Origin of the sequence: Pseudoalteromonas sp. APC 3355 (assembly GCF_030407615.1) — a bacterium.
Lineage (GTDB): Bacteria > Pseudomonadota > Gammaproteobacteria > Enterobacterales > Alteromonadaceae > Pseudoalteromonas > Pseudoalteromonas distincta.
Genome location: NZ_JASDDB010000003.1, coordinates 194,571 through 214,708 on the forward strand (window position 1 = coordinate 194,571; position 20,138 = coordinate 214,708).

At 38.6% G+C, this 20,138-nt stretch carries 14 protein-coding genes; 13 read left to right on the top strand and 1 reads right to left on the bottom strand.

Annotated features, from left to right (window positions below):
- The first annotated feature begins 34 nt into the window (after nucleotides 1-34).
- The 13 genes from QMA08_RS07325 (at nucleotide 35) to QMA08_RS07385 (ending at nucleotide 19,092) form a co-directional block, all read left to right on the top strand.
- The gene (locus QMA08_RS07325) at nucleotides 35-3,025 is read left to right on the top strand and encodes a DEAD/DEAH box helicase family protein (protein ID WP_290174061.1); all 2,991 of its coding nucleotides are present in this window, start codon (nucleotides 35-37) and stop codon (nucleotides 3,023-3,025) included.
- Between the two features lie 51 nt (nucleotides 3,026-3,076).
- The gene (locus QMA08_RS07330; RefSeq protein ID WP_290174062.1) at nucleotides 3,077-3,853 is read left to right on the top strand and encodes a polymorphic toxin-type HINT domain-containing protein; all 777 of its coding nucleotides are present in this window, start codon (nucleotides 3,077-3,079) and stop codon (nucleotides 3,851-3,853) included.
- A 91-nt stretch (nucleotides 3,854-3,944) separates the two neighbouring features.
- Entirely contained in the window at nucleotides 3,945-5,888 is a 1,944-nt protein-coding gene (locus QMA08_RS07335) for an AAA family ATPase (protein ID WP_290174063.1), read from the top strand.
- Complete coding sequence (locus QMA08_RS07340; RefSeq protein ID WP_290174064.1) at nucleotides 5,888-7,648, top strand: UvrD-helicase domain-containing protein; 1,761 nt, start codon at nucleotides 5,888-5,890, stop codon at nucleotides 7,646-7,648. Before QMA08_RS07335 ends, QMA08_RS07340 begins: the two co-directional genes overlap by 1 nt.
- Before the next feature lie 734 nt (nucleotides 7,649-8,382).
- Entirely contained in the window at nucleotides 8,383-8,967 is a 585-nt protein-coding gene (locus QMA08_RS07345; RefSeq protein ID WP_290174065.1) for a restriction endonuclease subunit S, read from the top strand.
- A 27-nt stretch (nucleotides 8,968-8,994) separates the two neighbouring features.
- The gene (locus tag QMA08_RS07350; protein WP_290174066.1) at nucleotides 8,995-10,512 is read left to right on the top strand and encodes a type I restriction-modification system subunit M; all 1,518 of its coding nucleotides are present in this window, start codon (nucleotides 8,995-8,997) and stop codon (nucleotides 10,510-10,512) included.
- The gene (locus QMA08_RS07355; RefSeq protein ID WP_290174067.1) at nucleotides 10,502-11,755 is read left to right on the top strand and encodes a restriction endonuclease subunit S; all 1,254 of its coding nucleotides are present in this window, start codon (nucleotides 10,502-10,504) and stop codon (nucleotides 11,753-11,755) included. The genes QMA08_RS07350 and QMA08_RS07355 overlap by 11 nt, the downstream gene beginning before the upstream one ends.
- 15 nt (nucleotides 11,756-11,770) lie before the next feature.
- Nucleotides 11,771-12,004: a DUF2188 domain-containing protein gene (locus QMA08_RS07360; RefSeq protein WP_290174068.1), complete on the top strand. Its 234-nt coding sequence runs from the start codon at nucleotides 11,771-11,773 to the stop codon at nucleotides 12,002-12,004.
- 8 nt (nucleotides 12,005-12,012) lie between these two features.
- Complete coding sequence (locus QMA08_RS07365) at nucleotides 12,013-13,293, top strand: nucleotidyltransferase (RefSeq protein WP_290174069.1); 1,281 nt, start codon at nucleotides 12,013-12,015, stop codon at nucleotides 13,291-13,293.
- A gap of 7 nt (nucleotides 13,294-13,300) precedes the next feature.
- The gene (locus QMA08_RS07370) at nucleotides 13,301-13,924 is read left to right on the top strand and encodes an SLATT domain-containing protein (RefSeq protein ID WP_290174070.1); all 624 of its coding nucleotides are present in this window, start codon (nucleotides 13,301-13,303) and stop codon (nucleotides 13,922-13,924) included.
- The gene (locus QMA08_RS07375; RefSeq protein WP_290174071.1) at nucleotides 13,921-17,229 is read left to right on the top strand and encodes an HsdR family type I site-specific deoxyribonuclease; all 3,309 of its coding nucleotides are present in this window, start codon (nucleotides 13,921-13,923) and stop codon (nucleotides 17,227-17,229) included. Before QMA08_RS07370 ends, QMA08_RS07375 begins: the two co-directional genes overlap by 4 nt.
- A 20-nt stretch (nucleotides 17,230-17,249) precedes the next feature.
- Nucleotides 17,250-18,032, top strand: a complete 783-nt coding sequence (locus QMA08_RS07380) for a SprT family zinc-dependent metalloprotease (RefSeq protein ID WP_290174072.1) — start codon at nucleotides 17,250-17,252, stop codon at nucleotides 18,030-18,032.
- A 37-nt stretch (nucleotides 18,033-18,069) separates the two neighbouring features.
- Nucleotides 18,070-19,092, top strand: a complete 1,023-nt coding sequence (locus QMA08_RS07385; RefSeq protein ID WP_290174073.1) for a PIN domain-containing protein — start codon at nucleotides 18,070-18,072, stop codon at nucleotides 19,090-19,092.
- A gap of 172 nt (nucleotides 19,093-19,264) precedes the next feature.
- On the opposite strand, the gene QMA08_RS07390 is transcribed toward QMA08_RS07385, so the two are convergent.
- Nucleotides 19,265-20,071 (bottom strand): ion transporter, encoded by an 807-nt coding sequence (locus QMA08_RS07390; protein ID WP_290174074.1) that lies wholly within the window; start codon nucleotides 20,069-20,071, stop codon nucleotides 19,265-19,267.
- Nucleotides 20,072-20,138 lie beyond the last annotated feature (67 nt).

Sequence of the window (20,138 nt, forward strand, 5' to 3'; positions counted from 1 at the left end):
AGCGATTATTGATGGTTAGTAGGGAAATAATTTGATGGAACAGTTGAAAGAAGTAAAAGTTAAAAATAGTACGGTAATCTGGTTACCAATTAATGCTGACCAGCATACTCCTGAATCGATTCACTCTTCATGGTGCCAATCTAATTTTTTGTTCAAAGAAGAAAATGTAGCCAATCAGGTAAGTGGCTTGAGACCCCCACAAATAGGGGGGATTTTTTCGGCGTTAGGGTACGAACGTTCTGATAACGCAACAGCTGCGACTATAGTCATGCCGACGGGTACAGGGAAAACTGAAACCATATTGTCCATTGTGGTAGCAGGCCATTTTAAAAGAACCCTAGTTATAGTTCCCTCTGACGCATTGCGAGAACAAACGAAGAATAAGTTCGTCCAATTAGGTCTTCTTCGAGAACTTGGGTTAATTACAGATAATACTCTCAACCCAATTGTTGCCACAATAAAACATGGTGTTGATGATCACGAACATTTAGACGAGTTATTGAAATCAAACGTCATAGTCGCATCTGCATCGGCACTGACTAAATTCAAAAGTGAATACTTTGTAAAGTTGACTGAAGCGTGCACACACCTCGTTGTGGATGAAGCTCATCATATCACTGCTGCAACATGGGCAAGAGTAAAATCACAATTCAAAGATAAATCCGTATTTCAATTTACTGCTACTCCTTTTAGAAGTGATGGTTCAAGAGTTGAGGGAAAAATTATATTTAATTACCCTCTTAAAAAAGCGCAAGATGAAGGCTACTTCAAACCAATTGAGTTTCACCCCGTAAGGGAGTTTGTTGAGGAGCAATCTGATCAGGCGATTGCAGAGAAAGCTATTGAACTACTGAGAGCAGATCTGGCTGCTGGGTTAGATCATATTGTAATGGCTAGGGCTAGTACCATCAAAAGAGCCAAAGACATTTTTGAGTTATACGCTAATGAAGAGGATTTAAAGCCAGTCTTAATCAACAGTAAGGTGAAAAAGAAAGCTGAAGTCTTACAAGCAATAAGAAATAGAGAACACAGAATCATTGTTTGTGTTGATATGCTAGGTGAAGGCTTTGATTTGCCACAGTTAAAGATATCGGCGATTCACGACCCGCATAAGAGCATAAACATTATGCTTCAATTCACAGGTCGCTTTACACGGACTACCCAAGATGTTGGTGATGCAAAGTTCGTGGCAAACATAGCTAACCCCAATGTTAATGAATGCTTGGGGGAGTTGTACAAAGAAGATTCCGACTGGAACAACGTTATAAGCGACATCAGCTCTCGCAAAATCAAAGATGAGAAAGACTATCAAGAGTTTCGAGCTGAATTTTCGACTCCAAGTAAGCTACTTGATTTAGGTCTGACACCTAGCATAAGCACGACTGTTTATAGGATGCGCGTAGCTACTTGGCAGCCAGAGCGATTTCAAAGGTTTGCGAATAAGCAATTTCAGATAGTGGATTCAGTTCTTAACGATGAAAAGAATACATTAGTTTTCTCTGTTAAATCCTATTTGCCAGTTGGATGGACAAGCTCAAAAGAACTATTCGATGAGTCTTGGGACTTGTATATAGCCTTTTATGACAGGAACACAAACCTCCTATTTATCCACTCTTCAGCTAAAGATGGTTTGGTGAAAAGATTGATCAAGTTAGTAGCTGAAAATGCAACTCAAGTGCAAGGGGAGCATGTATTTAGATCTTTAGCTGGGCTTAAACGCCTGAAGCTCCAAAATGTAGGTCTAAATAAAAATAAAAAAGGTCTACGTTATTCAATGCATACAGGCACCGAGATTAACGAGCAGATTCCAGATATAGAAGCAAATAGAGCTACAAAATCTAATATTTTTGGTAAAGGGTACGAAAATGGTGAGCTAGTAAGTATAGGTTGCTCCCATAAAGGTAAAGTTTGGGCGATGGATAGTGATTCTTTGGACAAATGGATTATTTGGTGCAAGGGAGTCGGAGCAAAAATTCTAGATGAGACCATTGATACTAACGAAGTCATGAAAACGGCAATGCAGACGGAAGAGTTGGAAGAATATCCTGAAATTTCCCCTTTGTCTGTAGAATGGCCTGTAGAGCTGCTAAGAAAAAATGAATCTAAAGTCACTATAAAATCAGCTAATTGGGAAGATAGCTTAATTAATTGCGAGCTATTGATAGCGGAGGTGCAAAATAACGACCCTAAGAGATTAAGCTTGGTTCTAAAGAGTCAGTATGCAGTTAGCCCAATCGAAGTAATAATTACAGGAAAAGGTGAGGTCAGCTTCGTTTCGCAAGACAATCTTGATATCAAAGTCGGTGAGCAAGTTCAGCAATTATCTGACTTCTTTGATGAATATCCTCCAACCATATTTATGTGTGATACATCCGTTATTGATGGTGGGTTTAGGTATTACCCAAATGAAGACTATGCCTATTTATATGATGTCAATAATACAGAAGACTGGGATTGGGTTGGAGTTGATATATCTGTTGAGTCACAGACGACGGCCAAATTAACTCACTCTATTCAATATCATACAATTCAGAAATTGAAACACCGTTATGATTTAGTTTTTGATGATGACGGTGCAGGTGAAGTGGCTGATATCGTAGCGATAAAAAACAACGGTGACAAAGAACTCGTCATTGATCTTTTTCACTGTAAGTATTGTTCAAAGAAAAATGGGGTAGCACGTCCTGGAGCAAGGGTTGACGACGTATATCAAGTGGCGGGGCAAGCTGAAAAAAGTATTAAGTGGTTTGGTGATAAAGAAAAGTTAATCTTGCGATTGATGGATCGCGAGCGTACTAGGCTCAATCAAGGAAAGGCTTCACGAATTGATAAAGGCAAGTACGAAGATTTGATTCACTTTGCAAAGGTAGCAAGGTATTCAACTTTCAGGCTTAGTGTAGCTATCGTTCAGCCAGCTATATCAAAAGCTCAAGTATCCGATGATCAACTATCAGTTCTAGGAGCCACGGCAGCTTATATTGATGAGGTAAGTGGAGTTAAGCTAAGGGTTGTTATTAATCAATGATGTAATGGTTAGTGTTGAAACTTTGAGGAATCGTACATGTAACTAATCTATATGCAGGCACGATACTATGATCCAGTCATAGGTCGTTTTTATTCGAATGATCCTGTTGGTTGGACACCTCAAAACCCTGTCATGTCATTCAACCGCTATTTATACGTGAACAATAACCCGTATAAATACACTGATCCAAATGGTGAGTTTCTAAATTTCGCTGTTAAATTCGTAGCTGATGTTGCTTTGGGAGCTGCACTTAATTATGCGGAAACTGGCTCATTGAATCTTGGTGGTGCTGTAACTGATGCTACTGTGGGTGCCTTAAATCCAGCTAAGACATTTCAGAAAGCTAAACGTTTAGCAAGTGTTATGAAGGGAGGTGGTAAGAATAGCCCTTGTCCATTGAGTTGTTTTGTTGCGGGTACAGAAGTTTTAACAAAAGATGGACACAAGTCTATAGAAGATATTTCTGTTGGTGATTTAGTTTGGGCGAAAAACGTCGAAACAGGATTATCTGAATGGAAACCTGTTGCTCACACTTGGGTTGTTGAAGATAAGGAAATTTATGAGATTGGTTTTACTTCCTTAGATGGCAATTATCAGACAATTGAAGCTACTTCAAACCATCCATTTTTTGTTTTAGGAAAAGGTTGGGTCGATACTATAGACTTAAAGATTGGAGACAAATTTGTAGATAATCTTGGCAAGCCAATAATTGTAGAACTGTTAAGAAAGTCGAATAGAAAAGATATTACCAGAACAGCCCAGCTTCAAGGGGTATTCCAGTCTCATTATCAGCTTGGCTCAGATGAAAATTATTGGTTGTTCGAATAAAAATGCGCAATGATTCAGGTAGACCGGAATATGCACTAATCATAAATTTGTTTAATATACGTATCTTATTGAAAAAAGGACTGAAAGATATATGTATTTAAGTAACCTAAGGGTAAAAGGCTTTCGATGCTTTGAGAATGAATTCAACATCAAGCTATCAGATGGATTAAACGTAATCGTAGGCGAGAACGGAGCTGGAAAAACTGCGATTATTAGTGCGATTCGGCAACTGTTTCATGACTCTGAGTCTGGCAGGTACACAGTTACAAGCGACGATTTTTCTTACTCATTTAGTGCCGAAGCAAAACCTGCCTCTTCTTTTTCAATTAATTCAGAATTTGATGGTCTTGATGTTGACGATAAAGTCGCTTTGTTACCTTGGGTAGGTGCAGGTGATATTGCACTTTTAAATTTACAGGCAGAGAACAAAGAAATTCGAGGTAGGTTTAAGAAGAGCATATGGGGTGGCAATTCAAAAAGCTCCCAATTCGATCCTGAATTACTAGACCTAATTCAATGTATATATTTACCTCCGTTAAGGGATGCTGAAGCAAAGTTAACCAATGGTCGTCAATCACGCCTATCTAAGCTATTAAAGGCGTTGAACCGTAATGAGCTAAGACAATGCCAAAAAGAAGAAAAACCACATCCACTTGAAGAAAAGCTCAAAGAATTTAATGAAAGTTTAGCCGCTGATAAAAAATTAACTATCAAATCTGCCAATGAGCTAATAACTGAGCAGTTAACACAGGCCATAGGTCTGCATTTTGGTCAGAAAACAAGTATTCAATTTGCCGAGAGCAATTTTACAAAAATTGCTGAAAGCTTAACCCTTTTATTCTTCCCTGACTTTTCAGTCGAAGATCAAAGCTTGTTTCGTAGCTTAAGTCAAAATAGTTTGGGCTATAACAACCTGCTATACATAGCGTCAATTCTTGCTGAACTAACACTGCATGAAGAGGAAGACACACAACCATTATTTAAACTACTGCTCATTGAAGAACCTGAGGCGCACTTACATCCGCAGCTACAGGTCAGGCTGCTAAACCACCTAAAATCAGTTGCTGAAGAGAACAAAAATGTACAAGTGATCGTTACTACACACTCCACAGTCCTTGCTTCTTCTGTAGAGCTAGATTCTATTATTCACTTGTCCAAATCCACTAAACCAATAGCTACCCCGTTGAGGTTTTGTGGACTACCTACAAATAGTTCCCAGTTCGTAAACCGATGGTTAGATGTAACTAAGTCAAACCTCCTGTTTGCGAGTGGCGTTATACTTGTAGAAGGTATTGCTGAGCAAATGATTCTGCCGACATTGGCAAAAGTGGTTCTATATGAGCAGGAAGATGGAAAAAGGAGTTTAGAAGATCTAGGTGTATCAACCATAAACTTGAATGGTATTTACTTTAAACACTTCATGCAGCTTTACTGCAATATTAAAGAAAATGTTGAAGATGAAGATATAAATGGAGAAAACGTTCCTGTTCGATGTGCTGGAGTGACGGATTTAGATCCTCCTAAAACGGTAAAGGTTAAAGTTATCGATCCTGAAAAAGACGGGGAGTTTAAAGAAGTTGACGAGGACTTCATGCCTTATGACGGGAATATGAAAAGCGGAACTAACCACGCGATTAAACTGGTCGAATCAATTAATAGCTCTACTAATGCACGCCTATTTCTAAGTAAATACAAAACATTAGAGTATGACTTAGCTATGGAAGGTAACAATGCTGCATTAATGGCAGAGATTTTATCTTCATTATGGCCTAAGCCCAAAAAAGGAAAAAGTACAGTAATTGATAAACTAAACGAAATAGCTTTGAAGGACTGGACTAAACAACCCGTTGAAGATAAAGCGTCAGCTTCTCTTGAAATCCTAAAGAGAATTGACGACGATAATGTTGGCAAGGGAATGTTTGCTCAAATCCTTACTGATAGAATTGAGAAGAAGCATTTAGCCTTTTCAGTCCCTAGTTATATTAAAGATGCCATTCTATGGGCTTGCTCACTAGATAAAGTTAAGGAAGCATAATGGCTATTGAGTTTACAGGTGAGCAGCTTGAGTATATTAACTCAAGTATAAAGGAGCACGTATTTCTTGAAGCCTGTCCTGGCAGTGGAAAAACAGAGGTTGTTGCAGCTAAAGTCGCCCAAGAACTCAAATCTTGGAATGCAGGAACCACAGGCATAGCTGTACTTTCATTTTCTAACAGTGCAACAGATGAACTGACAAAACGTATATCTAAATATCTCTCTCCAGGTAATAGTATGTACCCTCACTTTCTAGGTACATTTGATAGCTTTATATATCAAAACATTGTTAATCCACTTGCGACAGAACTGACTGGGTTTGCAGGTGATGGTAATGACTCATCTATCAGGATCGTAGAGCCGTCAGGACATCTAGGTTACCAAACGCAATACCAGTATGGTGGTAGAGGAAAAGTATTTGCACATCAATTTTCTTTCAACGGTAGTAATGAAATAATATTTGAAACTGGTGATTCAGTGAAAAATAGAACGTTGAACGCACTCGCTCTCGAAGGCTGGCAAGAACGAGACTTATTGAAAGCTAAAATAAAAATGCTTGAAGGAGGGTTTGCAACTTATAGAGACATTGAATACCTAGCACTTAATGCATTAAGTGATGACAATCTCAAACATTTCGTTGGCTTACTAGTAAAAAGATACCCTCTGATAATAATTGATGAATGCCAAGATCTTTCTGAAGAGCAATTAGCTATCCTTCAAGCTCTTGCTGACAATGGTGCTCAGCTTCACTTTATAGGGGACTTACATCAAGCAATATATGGTTTTCGAGATGTAGAACCAGACAAAGTTAAACAGTTTGTTAAAACCAATAAATTCACTTCGTTAAAGCTCAGTAGAAACTTTCGTAGTTGTCAAAATATCGTGAATTTGTGTTCTATGATTACTGGCCGAGACAATATAACTGGAAATATATCTTGGCTTGAACCAAGATGTTTGGTCATCCAGTACGACAAATGCCCTACAGAGCTTATAAAAACTTTTGAAGAAAGGTGTAATGGGTTTAAGCATAATGTCATCGTATCAAGAGGACATTCTATTCTACGTAAGTTCCAAACATCAGCGACTAAATTAAATAACATACAACAATTAGCCTTAGCGATAAAACAGTTTAACCCCAACAATATGGAAGCATTAAACAATTCATTGGAATTGTTCTCCGAATTCATTCGCTACCACCTAAAGGAAAGTTGCAAGCCAAGAAGCTTTAACTGCCCACAATCTGTAGACTCTAACCTTGCTTGGCGAAGGTTCTTGTGTAAATCGTTGGAGTATTTATCTGAACATGGTCTTCAGGATATGAAAACATCATGGTCAGATTGGGTGAAACTATCAAAGACTTTAGTTCGAACTCTTATAAATTTAGACTTTTGTACTGAAGCTATTTCTACAGCTTTGACTCCATTAAATAAAGTCAATCTTACTTCTCCTGTTGGGCTAGCAAAAAAAGAAGTAATCTCTTTCTTAGGCTCTACAGCTAAAACAACAATATCGTTAAGTAAATCAACAATTCACGGTGCTAAAGGAGAAACCCATGATGTGACGATTGTGGTATCCACGGCTAAATCAGGAGGGCAGCCTGGCTCGCATTGGGTGAGTTGGCTTAGTGACCCAGAAAGTGAAGCAGCACGATTCGCTTACGTTGCTTCATCACGCCCTCAGCACTACCTAATTTGGGCCGTAAAGAAACTAAAGGCTAAGGAGAAAGAAGAACTTGAAAAGGTTGGCTTCAAGGTCGTGTGATTTTGGCTCCGCTATGCAAACTCAAATTACATAGCACCACTTGTAGCATAGAACGTCGAGTGTACCAATTGTGCGGACGTGTGGTCTGTTTTTTACGGACGCGCAGTCTATTTGGTGCAGAATCTACATGGAGATAATCTGAACAACGGATTCATTGCAGGTCGGATAGTTACATAAGTCAAAAGTGCTAAATTTACGAGACAATTCATTTTTGCAACTCATAACGCCAATATTCCAGTTTTTGGCGATGCAGAATGGGTTGGTGTACTAGAGGCTTCTGCTGACAACGCGACATTAGTCAATTCAAATCAGTGATCTATTGATCAGAAATCAATCCAAGCTTTAGTTGCCAAAATATTTGAAGGTGACAAAGATGCTTTCAACCGTCGTAAAGAAAAATAGGGATTTAGATAGACGATAGATAATCGGTAAGTCTTAACGAATTTATTAACGGTGGCTACTGCTCGGTAGCCAATCTAAACTCGTTTTTAAAACTCTATGCTCCTAATAGTCATTTTTTGTGTTCCGATAAAATAACCGTCTTATGGTTCAATAGAGTGGAACTATGGTTCAGGGTCACCGGAATTTATAATAGTTAAAGCTTAATCCATAAGAAATTCAGCCCTTTTCAAAAACAGCAAATAATTGCACCATCGAAAAGATGCAAAATAGTTATTGACTAAATAATCATCCTTCGTTATCTTTTATGCATCATTTATATGGTGCAATTAAGAATGAATAAAACATTATCTGATATTGCGATTGTGAAAGCAGGCCACCCTTTTAGGGGAAAGATACATGAAGACAAGGAAGGTAACGCTTATGCGGTGCAGATCAGGGATATTGATAACGATGGGATCATTCAGTGGCATCAACTCATTCGCACAAATATTTTAGGGCGTAAAATACCTGATTGGTTACAAAAAGGCGATGTGCTGTTTGCGGCTCGTGGTGCTCGTAACTTAGCAGGTTGTGTTGGCGAGATTGATAAACCAACGGTTTGTGCCCCACATTACTTTTTAATTCAAGTAACTGATAAATCAGTGTTACCTGAATTTGTAGCTTGGCAGCTAAACCAAGATGATGCACAGCGGTACTTTACTAACTCTGCTGAAGGAAGTTCACAAATGAGTATTAGGCGAGCTGTATTAGAAGCAACCCCACTTGTTATTCCAACCCTAGAAAAACAGCAGGCTATCGTTGGGTTTGATAACAAAATTAAACAAGAAAAACAGGTGCTAAGTGCTCTAATTGAAAACAGGGCAAAACAGATGCAAGGCATTGCTAAAGAATTACTAGGCTCTGATAATCAGGGCTAGGCAGAATTTAAATTAAGGACTCAAAAGATGGTAACAACACAAATTAACCAAGACGCTATTAATAAGGCGGTATGGAATGCCTGCGATACCTTTAGAGGAACAGTAGACCCTTCTATTTATAAAGATTTTATTTTAACCATGTTGTTCTTAAAGTACATCTCTGATGTGTACCAAGATGAATATGACAAGCTTGTAGAGCAATATGGAGACAAACCTGAATTAATTCACGCAATGATGGCAAAGCAACGCTTTGTATTACCAACAGGCGCTAGTTTTTATGATCTATACGAGGACCGTCATAAAGCAGGTAACGGCCAGCGTATTGACCAAGCACTTCACGCTATTCAAGAAGCGAACGGCACTAAGCTGAATAATGTCTTCCAAGATATTAGCTTTAACACAGACAAACTAGGCCAAGAGAAACAAAAGAACGATATTCTTCGCCACTTACTAGAAGACTTTGGCAAAGACATTCTTAACTTGCGCCCAAGTCGAATTGGCTCTCTCGATATCATTGGTAACGCTTACGAATATTTAATCAAACACTTTGCTGCAAGCAGCGGTAAGTCGGCTGGTGAATTCTACACACCTCCTGAAGTATCAGACTTACTCGCAGCTATTTTAGAGCCAAAAGAAGGGGATGAAATTTGTGACCCAGCATGTGGTTCAGGCTCACTATTAATGAAGTGTGGCGCTATGGTAAGTAAGAACTCAGGTTCTAAAAAGTATGCACTATACGGTCAAGAAGCTATTGGCTCTACTTGGGCGCTCGCTAAAATGAACATGTTCCTACATGGTGAAGATAACCACCGTATTGAATGGGGCGATACCATTCGCCACCCTATGCTGTTAGACAAAGAAGGTACTGGTTTACTTCACTTCGATATTGTAACTGCCAACCCTCCATTCTCACTCGATAAATGGGGCTACGAAGGTGCTGCAAATGATGAATTTGGCCGTTTCCGCCGTGGTGTGCCCCCTAAAACCAAAGGCGACTACGCGTTCATCAGCCATATGATTGAAACTCTTAAGCCAGAGTCAGGACGCATGGGTGTGGTAGTTCCTCATGGCGTACTATTCCGTGCTTCATCTGAAGGTAAAATCCGTACACAACTTATAGAAGAGAACCTACTAGATGCCGTAATAGGTTTACCAGAAAAGTTATTCTTCGGTACGGGTATTCCAGCGGCGATTCTTATCTTCAAAAAGCACAAAACCGATAACAATGTAATGTTCATCGATGCCAGTCGTGAGTTTAAGTCAGGTAAAAATCAAAACCAGCTAATTGAAGACAATATTCAGAAAATTATCGAGACCTATAAAGCGCGAGAGACTGTTGATAAATACGCTTATTTAGCAACTTTTGATGAAATTAAAGAAAACGACTTTAACCTAAACATTCCTCGATACGTTGATACCTTTGAAGAAGAAGCTGAGATTGATTTAGTGGCGGTGCGCAATGAGCGTGTACAACTACAAAATGAGCTAAAAACTCTTGAAGTCGAAATGGAAGAATATTTAAAGGAGTTGGGCTATGGTGCCTAGTGGATGGAAACGAAAACCATTAGTCAATGTTGCTGAAATTCGAACAGGTGTAGCGAAGGGCAAAAAAGGACTTAAAGACCCAATTGAGGTTCCTTACTTAAGAGTGGCAAATGTCCAAGACGGTCATATCGATTTAACAGAAGTTAAAACTATTGCTATTGAGCGCCACCAGTTAGAGCGGTACTCCCTTAAGTCTGGAGACGTATTGATGACAGAAGGAGGTGACTTCGACAAATTGGGGCGTGGAGATGTTTGGCAAGGTCAAATACAGCCTTGCTTGAATCAGAACCATGTTTTTGCAGTGCGAGTGGATTCAAAATACTTAGAGCCATATTATCTTGCAGCACTGTCTGGCAGTCATTATGGCAAGACATACTTTTTGAGTTGCGCAAAACGTAGCACGAACCTTGCAAGTATTAATTCGACCCAGTTAAAAGAATTTCCTGTTTTAATTCCACCGCTTGTCGAACAACGTAAAATTTCCAAAATCCTATCGACTTGGGATAAAGCGATTCGCACCACTGAGCGCCTAATCGACAATGGCAAGCAGCAGAAAAAAGCGCTGATGCAACAACTGCTCACTCGCGCTCATACCCAAAGAAAGCGCCTACTTGATGATTCAGGCAAAGCGTTTGAGGGTGAGTGGGAAGAGGTTAAGTTGGGTGATATTGTATCAACAGGCAGAGGTTTTGCTTTTAAAAGCACTCAATATTCTGAAAGTGGCTACAAAATCGTTAGGGTTACAAATATCGACTCATCAGGAAAAATAGATTTATCTGACTGCGTGTATATTCCCGCTGAAACAGCTTATGAATACAAAAAGTATGAGCTTATAGAAAACGATATTCTATTGGTTATGGTTGGAGCTACTGCTGGGAAACTTGGATTTGTTTCTGATAATACTTTACCAGCTTTGCTAAATCAAAATATGTGGTCTTTGAGGTCAAAGGATAGTAAACGATTATGTCAAATATTCTTAAGGCATGTGATTTATCAAGTGGTTGCAAAGTACCTACTATCTCAACAAGGAAGTGCAAGAGGGTTCTTTACTCAAAAGACATTTGAATCAGTTAAATTCTCAATACCTACTATTAAAGAACAACAAAAAGTAGCCTCAGTGCTAACCAACGCAGACAAAGAAATCGAACTACTTGAACAACAACTAGCTGACCTAAAGCAAGAAAAGAAAGCCCTGATGCAGCAGTTGTTAACAGGCAAGCGCAGAGTAAAAATTAATGATTAATGAGGAAGCAGCTTTATGACTAGTGGAAAAAACCAACACGTAGTAAAGCATCCTGATGGTTGGGCAGTTACAGGTGCAGGCAATAGTAAAGCCACAAAAGTAACTAACACTCAAAAAGAAGCGATTGCTTTAGCTGAAGATATTGCTAGAAACCAGCAATCAGATACAAAAGTACACGGACGAAACGGTAAAATCAGGGCTGGCAACAGCTATGGTAACGACTCGCACCCGCCAACGGATAAGAAGTAAGGATACAAATGACTATATCAGAAATGTTCAAAGACTTTCTTAGCAACTTACAAGTTGATAATTCATCAACCATCAGCTTAAGGTATGGAGAAATCACCAGCTCATTAAACAAAAAGTTTAGAGATACTGAATCTAAAACGGCGAATACGCTGCAAGTTGGCTCATATGGTCGGTGGACGGGTATTAAGGGCATTTCTGATTTGGACATGCTTTATATCATGCCTATTACCAAATGGGATGATTATAAGAATGATCAATCTAAGCTACTGACAGACACTAAGGACGCAATCAAAACCCGATACCCAAACACTAAAGTAAAGGTTGACCGATTAGTTGTTCAAGTTACCTATACTAACTTTATGGTCGAGGTTCAGCCTGTTTTTGAACAAGACGATGGAAGCTTCAAGTACCCCGACACATATAATGGCGGAAGTTGGAAGATCACAAAGCCTCGCGAAGAAATCAATGCAATGAAGGATTTTGTCGATCAAAAAAATAAGAACTTGCGTAGGCTTTGTAAGATGGCGAGAGCGTGGAGAAACAAACATGGTGTTGGCATGGGCGGCTTATTAATAGACACCCTTGCTCACAACTTCCTCAACTCGACTGCTGATTACGATTATAAAAGTTATACCTATTATGATTGGATGTGCCGAGATTTCTTCAAATACTTAGCAGATGAGCCTGACAAGGATTACTACCTCGCACTAGGCAGCCGACAACAAGTAAAAGTCAAAGAAAAATTCCAAAGCGCAGCCCAAGATGCTTATGAGTTATGCCTTGATGCGATAAAAGCTGGTGAACAAGACTCCGCTAATAAGAAATGGAAAAAAGTTTTTGGTAGAAATTTTCCAGCAGCAGCTCATACGGTACAAAAAAGTAAATCTCTCAGTGCCTTTAAAAATACTGAGCAGTTTATTGAGGACTTACACCCAATCGATATACGCTACTCTCTTAAAATTGAATGCGAAGTATCACAAAACGGCTTTAGGTCAAATTCACTTACCCAAATGCTTGCAAGCCGAATTCCTTTGTTAGCCAATAAAAGATTAGATTTCATGGTTGACCAGATTAATGTTCCTGGCGAATACATCATTAAATGGAAAGTGTTAAACCGAGGCGCTGAAGCGGAGCGAAGAGATTGTGTCCGAGGGCAAATATTTAGAGATGATGGATTTAGAAAAAGAAGAGAAACGACCACATTTAAAGGTGAACATATACTTGAATGCTTCGCCATTCAAAATGGAGTGGTTGTAGCCAAAGATAGAATTGATGTACCTATTCAGTGAGGAAACTATGGAAAAGAACGATTTATTAAAACACATTGCTGAAACTGGATACAACGTGGGCTATACAGCGAAACTTCATTTTGCCAGCTATGGAATAATTGAAAAAATACCAGGCTTAATAAACTTTGTATCTATGGCTTTTGGCATCTACGCATTAGCTTTTGAAGGTTTATCAACAAAAGGGATATCAAGCACATTGTTGATCCTAGGTATTGTTGGTCTTTATGTAAATAATCGAAATAGTGACAAGATACTCTATAAAATCAAAGGGGATGAGTTAACTAATTTATTTTATGACTTAAAACGTCTTAACAATGAAGTCAAATCAGCCTCTGGTGAGCTTACTGATTTTTCAGATAGGCTGAGTTTAATTGAAAATAAGTTTAGTAAGGGCTGCTCATCACACCACATAATGTTTGCTACTTGGGTTGCTCACTACAAGTTCTTTTGGGAACAACAAACAGGTTGGATTGAGGAATATCGAAAGTTTGGATTTTTCAGAGATAAAGTTCCACTTACACTGTGGCTTGTTTTAGCTACTGCTTTATTTTATGCGGCATTCAATTATGCGGAGTTACTTGGTTATATCTGCGAACTTAGCCAAAACCAAAGCAAAGGAGCTAATGAATGACAACCCTTATAGCTAATTTTAAGGAAGAGTTTAGCTCAAAAATTCCAGCTCTTACTCTACTAAGTAAGCTTGGATACTCATTTATTCCGCCTAGTGGCTGTGAAAAAGCTAGAGGTAACTCTTTAATAAATAAATCAACAGGACAAGTGATGTTGTTGCCTGTTATGCGCGAGTTTTTGAGCAAACAAACGTTTCCGTTTGCAGGTAAAGATCATAAGCTCTCAGATGCCGCCGTTGATAAAATCATCCATGACCTCAGCCCTGCAATGAACGAGGGTTTAAAAGGGGCTAATGAAAAGCTCTACAACGCCATGATGTATGGCATTGGAGTAACTGAGTTTATTGATGGTAAGAAAGCATCACCAACTATTCAGCTAATCGATTGGCAAACACCTTCAAATAACTTTTTCCATTTTACTGAAGAAATGGTGGTGCAAAACAGTGAAGGCACGGGAAACCGTATTCCCGATATTGTATGCTTTGTTAATGGCTTACCTTGGGTTGTGATTGAAGCAAAGCGCCCTGACTCTTCAACTGAAGGGAAATCTACGTTAAGTGAAGCGGTTTCACAACAGATCCGTAACCAAGGCCAAAAAGAAATCCCGCACCTGTTTGCTTATAGCCAATTGCTGCTCGCAGTGAATGGGCATGAGGGCTTGTACGCAACCTGCGGCACACCTGAAAAATTTTGGGCGAAATGGAAAGAAGAAAAAATCATTGAAGCCGAGTTTATTCGGTTAAAAAATGCAAGGTTAAGCACCGAGCAGTTGGATGCTATTTTCAACCACCGCCCAGCCGCTGCCAAAGACGAATATTTAACTTTATTGGCAGGAGGCGACCTCGCTGTAACAGATCAAGACAGACTAATTGTTAGTTTATTGAGACCAAATCGCCTTCTTGAGATGGCCCGTTTATACACTTTGTTTGATCAAAAAGCTGGTAAGATTGTAGCGCGTTATCAGCAGGTGTTTGGTATTAAAGCACTGATAGAGCGCATTACCAGCTTTGATGAAACAGGTGAGCGCCCAGGTGCACGTAATGGCGGTGTAATTTGGCACACCACTGGAAGTGGTAAGTCATTTACTATGGTGTTCTTATCAAAAGCATTGATCTGGTTAAAAGAGCTTTCAAAGTGTCGCGTAATTATTGTCACTGACCGAGTTGACCTAGAAGAACAGTTGAGCCGCACTTTTGCCTCAGGTGGTGTACTCACCGAGCGCGATAAAAAAGATGCTATGGCAACTTCGGGCAAACGCTTAGCGGAACAAATTGGTAAAGGTAATGAGCGAGTTATCTTCTCAATCATTAATAAGTTTGGTTCAGCGGTTAAATATGACGAATGCTATAACGACAGCCCGAATATTTTAGTTTTGGTTGATGAAGGCCACCGAAGCCAAAACGGTGAAAACAACATTCGTATGCTGCAAACCTTACCTAAGGCAGCGTTTATTGCTTTCACTGGTACGCCGTTGCTAAAAGATGATAAAACTGAAAACAAATTTGGCTCGATTATTCACTCTTATACCATGCAGCAAGCGGTTGAAGATAAAACGGTAACACCGCTGCTTTATGAAGAACGTATTGCTGACCTTAATGTGAATGACAAAGCTATTGATGCCTGGTTTGACCGCATTACTGAAAAGCTTACAGAAAAACAAAGAACCGATTTAAAGAAGAAGTTTTCTCAGAAAGGTCAGATCTATCAAACAGAAGGTCGAATTGAGCTAATTGCACACGATATTTCTGATCATTTCCAAAATTTTAAGCAGCAAGGTTTAAAAGGCCAGCTAGCATGTGACTCTAAAGGCTCTGCAATTCGCTATAAAGAGCTTTTAGATAAAATAGGCAAAGTAACATCAGTTGTTGCAATGTCTCCTCCTGATACGCGAGAGGGGCACGAGGCAGTTGATCAAGAAAGTAAAGATATTGTTCAAAACTGGTGGAAGAATAATGTTGCCGAAACTTATGGGCAAGATGAAAAAGAATACACCAAGGCAATAATCAAAGACTATGGCCGTGATGATGGCCCTGACATCATGATTGTTGTAGATAAACTGCTAACTGGTTTTGATGAGCCTAAAAATACCGTACTGTATATCGACAAGCCGTTAAAAGAGCACAACTTGATACAGGCTATTGCTCGTGTAAACCGCTTACACAGTAAAAAGCAGTTCGGCTACTTAATTGATTATCGTGGCATTTTGAAAGAGCTTGATATGACGATTGAGAAGTATCAAGAACTTGCTGACCGTAATCAAAATGGTTTTGATGTTGATGATCTTAAAGGTTTATATAACCGGATGGATACCGAATATAAAAAACTACCAGGTTTGTACAACGATCTGTGGGCTATTTTTGACGGTGTTGCTAACAAAAAAGATCCTGCTGCTTTATGTCAGGCACTTGCACCTAAGATTGAAGATGTTCAAGGTCAGCTTTTAGATAAAAACCTTAAAAAACGAGATGAGTTTTACGCTGCCTTAACAGCTTTTTCTAACTGTATGAAAGTAGCTTTGCAATCGGCGAGTTTCTTCGATGATAAGAGTTTTGATAACAAACGTGATCACTATAAAGAAACACTAAAAATGTTTGTTAGCTTAAGGAAACAGGTTCGTGAACTTGCTAATGAAACAGTAAACTACGACGAATATGCTGAAGACGTGCGTCAGTTGTTAGATAAACATATTGCAGGCATTGAAGTAAAAGAGCCTGATGGTGCATACCTCGTTGGTAATTTGGGCAAAGATGTGAAACCTGAAGATCTAACTGACGACGAGGCTCGAAATCAAACAGATAAGATCACAGGCCGTATCACTAAAATGATCGAGCAAGACTTAGCTGATGATCCGTATGCACAAGAGTATTTCTCGAATTTACTCAAAAAAGCGATAGATGAAACAAAGGCCATGTTTGATGCGCCTGTGAAGCAATACATGCTATTTGCCGACTTTGAGCAAGAGGTGAAAGAACGCAAGGTTGAAGGTATGCCGAGTGCGTTTACTGATAAAGATGGCAAGCTAAACAAACATGCGCAGGCTTATTTTGGATTATTTAAACAATTATTCGAAAAAGACGATCACACTGGCAGTGATATTGATGAAGATAAACTTGTGAAATATGCCTTCGATATTGACGAAGTAGTTAAGACTGCTGTAGCAGAGTATTCAATAAATCCTAGTGAAATTGAAAACGCTATCCACGTAAAACTACTACCTATGCTATTCGCGGATTTTGGTATTGAGAATGCTCAAAAGCTTATTGAAGAAGTGCTGAAGATCACGCGATTAGGGCTTTCTCGTCAATGATAATGAAGCTGTTGTTTTAAATGAGTGAAATTAAAAAAACTACGCAAGAACAAGGCGTGTTCATTTACGGTGACGAGGTTATTAACTATGACATCATTCGCCGTACCTTTGAAAAAAATGATGCCAAGCCAAAGGCACGAAAAGTCATCATAAAAGTGCACCCTGACCAACGTGTAGTTGCAACTGTACCGCATGACGCGACACCAGATTCAATTCGAGAGGCTATGCTAAAGCGTGCTCGATGGATCTGGGAAAGCATTTGTGAGTTTTCTGCTCAACATGAGTATGTAATGCCACGGAAATACATTAGCGGTGAAACTCAGTTTTATCTCGGTAGACGCTATGTTTTAAAGGTAATTGTTGACGCTGAACAAGTACCAAGTGTGAAGCTTCACCAAGGCAAACTAACGGTCACCTTGAAAAAAGATTTTGATGATCGGGTTGTTAAAATTAAAGCACTTTTAGATAAGTGGTACATCCAGCGTGCCAACGCTATTTTTCATGAAAGGTTACAAGCAATGTTACCCAAAGCATCATGGGTAGACGGGTTACCTTCGTTTCGCATTATGGCGATGGCTAAACAATGGGGAAGCTGCTCAACTAAGGGCAACTTGATGCTAAACCCACACCTTGTTAAAGCTCCAAAGGAGTGCATAGATTACGTGATTTTACACGAGCTTTGCCATATTGCTGAGCACAACCACAGCGATAAATTCTGGCGCTTATTAACGCAAGTGATGCCTAATTGGAAAGAAGTTAAGGCTAAGTTAGATGGCATGGCGGAGTTGTATTTGAATGAGTGAATTTAGCTAGCAAAACGATTTAAAATGGAGTTAAAAATTGAATTATTTTTTTATTGATACGTGTGTTTGGCTAAATTTAGCCAAAGATCGAAATGCAAATTATATTGTTACAGCATTAGAAGATCTTCATGAAAGCGGTGATGTGCATTTTGTAGTTCCGCAACTAGTAAAAGATGAGTTTCTCAGAAATAAAGAGCGCGTTGTTAAAAGTGCTCGTCAACGGCTTGACCATGAATTTAAGCAAGTTAAGCATGTAGTTAATGAGTATGGTACTGCCAACCAAGTAGCAATTTTAACTGAGCTAAATGAGATAAATGCAAAACTTCCAATAATGTCTGATGTAACCGACAGAATAGCTAACAGGTTGATTAGTTTTATGGATAAATGTATTCAGTTTGAAATTACGGATGATATCAAACTCAAAGTAGTACAAAGAGCACTGGAAAAAAAAGCGCCGTTTCATAACTCTAAGAACAACTTCGCTGATGCATTATTGATTGAGTCATTTGGTACTTTTAAAAGAAGTATTCAAAGCAATGATGATTATTTAGAAGATAGTAATTTTTATTTTATTTCAGGAAACTACACTGAATTTAGCGCTACAGATAGACGCCGACCTCATGAAGATTTTTCTGATATTTTTGATGACTATTCTTATTACTTTCTAGATCTAGTTTCCGCAGTTAATAAAATCGATGACGCTTTATTGGAGGAATATGAATTTGAGCAAAATTGGGAAGGAAACGAAACTAGATCTCTTTCTGAAATATTGGACTACATGACAGAGTTTGATAGGAAAATCTGGTACAACCGACATTTAAATTTACTGAATAGAATTAGCTCAGGTGAAATAGAAATAGTACCTTCTGATTCAGATGCTTCAGGTTCTAGAGTCATACACGAAGATGTTTTAGTACGGGCAAAGTCCTCTGCTAAATTAGTAGAAAAGGAATATTCAGACCTTATTCCAAAAGATGACTTTGAATGGGGAATGATAAATGGCAAGTTATCGGCATTAAGATGGGTACTGGGAGACGAATGGGATATGCTGGATACATAAATGTGTATTCGCAAAAATTAGCGGTACTTGAACTGACAAGCACTATATCAAAATAGGTAACTGCAAGATCAAGTCTGAGCTAGCATCGTTTGCGCTTTTACACATGAGCTACTACATCTAAAATTTTCTATTTAGTTGTACTAGCTCATACCTACAGCCTGTATTTTTTTGATTAAGAGTCTGGAAAGTTACGTTTAATTATTTGCTTTAATTCGTGAATTTCCTTATGTAAATCTACAATTGTTGGAATGTTTGAAGCCTCTTGTGTTTCTTGGCGCATTTTAGCGTGTTCGTCTTCCATTACATTAACAACAATGCCAATCACCATATTTAAGAAAGCAAACGCTGTGAAGAAGATAAAAGATAAGTAGAATATCCATGACATTGGATACACTTCCATCGTTTCATATTGAATATCAGTCCAGTCCTCGAATGTCATTATTCTGAAAAGAGTCAACATAGATATTGCAATATCACCCCATAATTTAGGATTAATTTCGTTAAATATAAAACTACCGATGGCCGCATATATATAGAAAATAATAAACATTAATAATATGACATAGCCTAGTTGAGGTAGAGCTTTGATCAATGAGTTAATTAGAACTCGTAATTCGGGTACTACCGATATCATCCTAAGAACTCTAAATACGCGAATTAATCTAGCTAGAAGAGCCATTTCACTATCATTAATAGGTATCAAACTGATTAAAACAACTAAGGTGTCGAATATGTTCCAGCCCTTTTTAAAAAAGTTACGTTTATCATCATCAGCTATAAATCGAACTGAAATCTCAAAGAGGAAGAATAATGTTATGAATATATCTAAAATATGAGTTACTGAAATAGCACTGTCGGGCAGTTGAAATGTTTTTGCCCCAATCTCTAGTGCCGAGATAATGATTACAGCTACAACTGATAATTCAAATGCTTTGTTATTTTTGAGCTTATTCAGCTTTATTTTTATGTTTTCGTACATTAAGTGTTCAACTTTTATCTAAGCTAGTAAATTTTGTTAATTATATAGAAGTAATGACCTATATTGG